This window comes from Bradyrhizobium sp., from assembly GCF_019244115.1.
GTDB lineage: Bacteria > Pseudomonadota > Alphaproteobacteria > Rhizobiales > Xanthobacteraceae > Bradyrhizobium.
The window spans coordinates 1-2,875 of sequence record NZ_JAFATE010000709.1; the positions used below are offsets into that span (position 1 = coordinate 1).

The following is a 2,875-nucleotide window of genomic DNA, read 5'->3' on the forward strand; positions in this document are numbered from 1 at the left end:
AAACTCGGATTGCTGGAAGAGGATTAGCCGCCACGCAGGATGGAACTCAGATCGCAATCTCGTGCGACGCAGCATTGTGGGATCAGACCAAATGCGCCTTTCGGACGCATCGCGCCGGCTGTAGCATCGCCCCGGATAATGGAGCGCCGGACAGCGGCGTTGGGGAGAGGAAGCAGCAAGCAAGGGGCAAACGCCATGGCCACACTCGTCACACACGCAGACCTGTCGGAATCTGATCACACTGCGCAACTGCGCAAGGCGATCGTCGCATCCACCATCGGCACCGCGATCGAGTGGTACGATTTCTTTCTCTACGGCACCGCGGCCGGGCTCGTGTTCGGAAAACTCTACTTTCCCAATGAGGACGCGCTGACCGCGACCTTGGCCGCCTTCGGCACCTATTTCGTCGGCTTCGTCGGCCGCCCGATCGGGGCTGCCATCTTCGGACACTATGGCGACCGCATCGGCCGCAAGGCGACATTGATCGCGACGCTGCTCCTCATGGGCATTGCGACCTTCCTCGTCGCTTTCGTGCCGACCTATGCTGACATCGGCATCTGGGGTGCGGTCATCCTCACGGTGCTGCGGATGATCCAGGGCATCGGCGTCGGCGGCGAATGGGGCGGATCGGTGCTGCTGGCGATGGAATGGTCGCGCACCCATGGCGAACGCGGGCTCGTGGCCTCCTGGCCGCAATTCGGCGTGCCCTGCGGCCTGTTCCTGGCCAACCTCGCCGTGCTCGCCTTTTCAGGCCTGTCGGGCGATCAGTTCTATGTCTGGGGCTGGCGAATTCCGTTTGCGCTGTCGATCGTGCTGGTCGGCGTCGGCCTGTGGATCCGCCTCGGTATTCTCGAAACCCCCGTGTTCCAGCAGGTCGTGAGGGACAACAAGGTCGAGAAGGCGCCGATCGCCGAGGTGGTCAGGAAGCATCCAAAGGAGATTTTGCTGTCGGCGTTGCTGCGGATGGGCGAGCAGGCGCCGTTCTACATTTTTACCGCCTTCATCTTCGCTTACGCGACCGGCACGCTGCACATGTCGCGCAACCTGATCCTTACTGCTGTGCTGGTCGCGGCCTGCGTATCCTTCATCACCATCCCGCTGTCGGGCCACATCTCCGACCGCATCGGGCGCAGGAAGATGTATCTGATCGGCGCCGCGGTCACCGGCCTGTTCGGCTTCCTGTATTTCGGCATGGTGGACACGGCCTATCCATCGGCCGTGTTCATCGCCATCGTGCTGTCGCTGATCCCGCACGACATGATGTACGGTCCGCAGGCCGCGCTGATCGCGGAAGCGTTCACGCCACGGCTGCGCTACAGCGGCGCGTCGCTCGGCTACCAGCTCGCCTCCGTGATCGCCGGCGGCCCGGCGCCACTGATCGCCACGGCCCTGTTCGCGCACTATCAATCGAGCAATGCGATCGCCATCTACATTGCGGCCTGCGCGGTCGTCAGCCTGATATCGGCCGCGTTCATGCCCGACTATACCGGCCGGGACATTTCAGCAGAGTATGACGACTGATCCGATGGCGTGATCACGGAGAGGGCCCGGCATCGTCCGGGCCCTCAGCATTTGCCGGTCTGGCCTCACGGCGCGACCCGACCAGGTGTCCTGCAACTCCGACCGGCGGTTGCCAGCTCCTCGGCGAGCCGCCGTTCGACGAAGTGGCGTTCGTGGTCGGTCAGCTGCGTGCCCAGGAGCCTGCGATATCGCTCGACATTGGCCTCTCTGCTCCAGCGCGACCGCACGCCCGCCTTCGCCCGCGAAAATGCACCGTGGGTCGCGGAGCGGCGCGCGACCGCATCCAGGGACGTCAGGCGCGTCAATCGCATCGCAGCTCCGCCACGGGGCGGGGGATCGTCTTCTCCGTCCAGCTCGCGTAGGGCGGCCAGAATATCGGAGAGGCGCATCGGGCTGGGGATCCCGGGAACCTCGCGCAGCGCGGGGTTCGATTCGACGGCATACATGTCGGAGGCCCAGGACGACAGGATGACCCGTTTCTCGGCGGCCGACAGCCTGTCGTCGCTCAGCACTGCCGCGGGCGAGTTGTAGTGCGAAACGGGGTGAAACGGGACGCTTGCCCCATCGGTCAAACGGACTGCGTCAATCATGCGTGTCTCCTCTGCTGCTCCTTTCTTGGAGAGACGGGTTGATCTGGAAGCGCCGTGCACGCCGCCCCGTCATTTCGGATTGATCGCGATGCGCCTCACATTGTCCCGCGCCTGCTCGGCTTTCGGCAGGGTCACGGTCAGAACGCCATTGCTGAAGTCGGCGACCGCCTTGTCGGCCTCGACGTTCTCGAGCGGGATCTGCCGCTCGAATGAGCCGTAAAAGCGCTCGGTCACGAACTTCGCCTGATCGCTGCGTTCGGCCTTCTTCTCGCCGCGGATCGACAGAACGCCGTTGGCAACCTCGATCTGCACGTCGTTCTCGGACAGACCCGGCAATTCGGCCGAGACCGTCACGGCCTTGTCGGTCTCGGTGAGCTCGATTTTCGGCCAGCCGAACTGACCTTCCATCAACGGGCTACCGAACCGGCTCAAGGCCCCGAAGGCGCCGAAGCTGCGAAAAGCGTCGTCGAACAAGCGGTTCATCTCACGGTGCAAGGTGAAGAACGGGTCGAACGTCTCGCGCGATGGCGCAAGCTGCTGGTTTCTCGACCACGGGATTATGTCGCGGAATGCCATGTTCATCCTCCTCAACAATTGCAAGCTGCCACGCGGACGCGAGGTCTCGCGTCCGCGCAGGGCGCGCCGAAGCTCGATGCTCAGGCGGCCTTCTTCTGGTCGATGGTCTGGGGAGCAGCGACCCCGCCGATGGCGATCCGACGGGGCTTCATCGCCTCGGGCACTTCGCGCACCAGCTCGATGCGGAG

The 2,875-nt window shown here is 64.0% G+C and carries 3 protein-coding genes and 1 pseudogene; 1 reads left to right on the top strand and 3 read right to left on the bottom strand.

Annotated elements, in window-relative coordinates; all coding sequences use genetic code 11:
• The first annotated feature begins 195 nt into the window (after positions 1–195).
• Complete coding sequence (locus tag JOZ76_RS30570; protein ID WP_291705094.1) at positions 196–1,521, top strand: MFS transporter; 1,326 nt, start codon at positions 196–198, stop codon at positions 1,519–1,521.
• 65 nt (positions 1,522–1,586) lie between these two features.
• Here JOZ76_RS30570 and JOZ76_RS30575 read toward each other — a convergent pair whose 3' ends face one another.
• From JOZ76_RS30575 to JOZ76_RS30585, 3 genes and pseudogenes are all read right to left on the bottom strand, one after another.
• On the bottom strand, positions 1,587–2,111 hold the full coding sequence (locus JOZ76_RS30575) for a hypothetical protein (protein WP_291705096.1): 525 nt from the start codon (positions 2,109–2,111) through the stop codon (positions 1,587–1,589).
• Between the two features lie 69 nt (positions 2,112–2,180).
• Complete coding sequence (locus JOZ76_RS30580; protein ID WP_291705098.1) at positions 2,181–2,687, bottom strand: Hsp20/alpha crystallin family protein; 507 nt, start codon at positions 2,685–2,687, stop codon at positions 2,181–2,183.
• An 80-nt stretch (positions 2,688–2,767) separates the two neighbouring features.
• Positions 2,768–2,875: pseudogene (locus JOZ76_RS30585) on the bottom strand (heat-shock protein); the annotation flags it as partial.

Excerpts from the sequence above, each read along its gene's own strand:
- JOZ76_RS30570 (WP_291705094.1), top strand. The coding sequence starts at position 196 with ATGGCCACACTCGTCACACACGCAGACCTGTCGGAATCTGATCACACT.
- JOZ76_RS30575 (WP_291705096.1), bottom strand. The coding sequence starts at position 2,111 with ATGATTGACGCAGTCCGTTTGACCGATGGGGCAAGCGTCCCGTTTCAC.
- JOZ76_RS30580 (WP_291705098.1), bottom strand. The coding sequence starts at position 2,687 with ATGGCATTCCGCGACATAATCCCGTGGTCGAGAAACCAGCAGCTTGCG.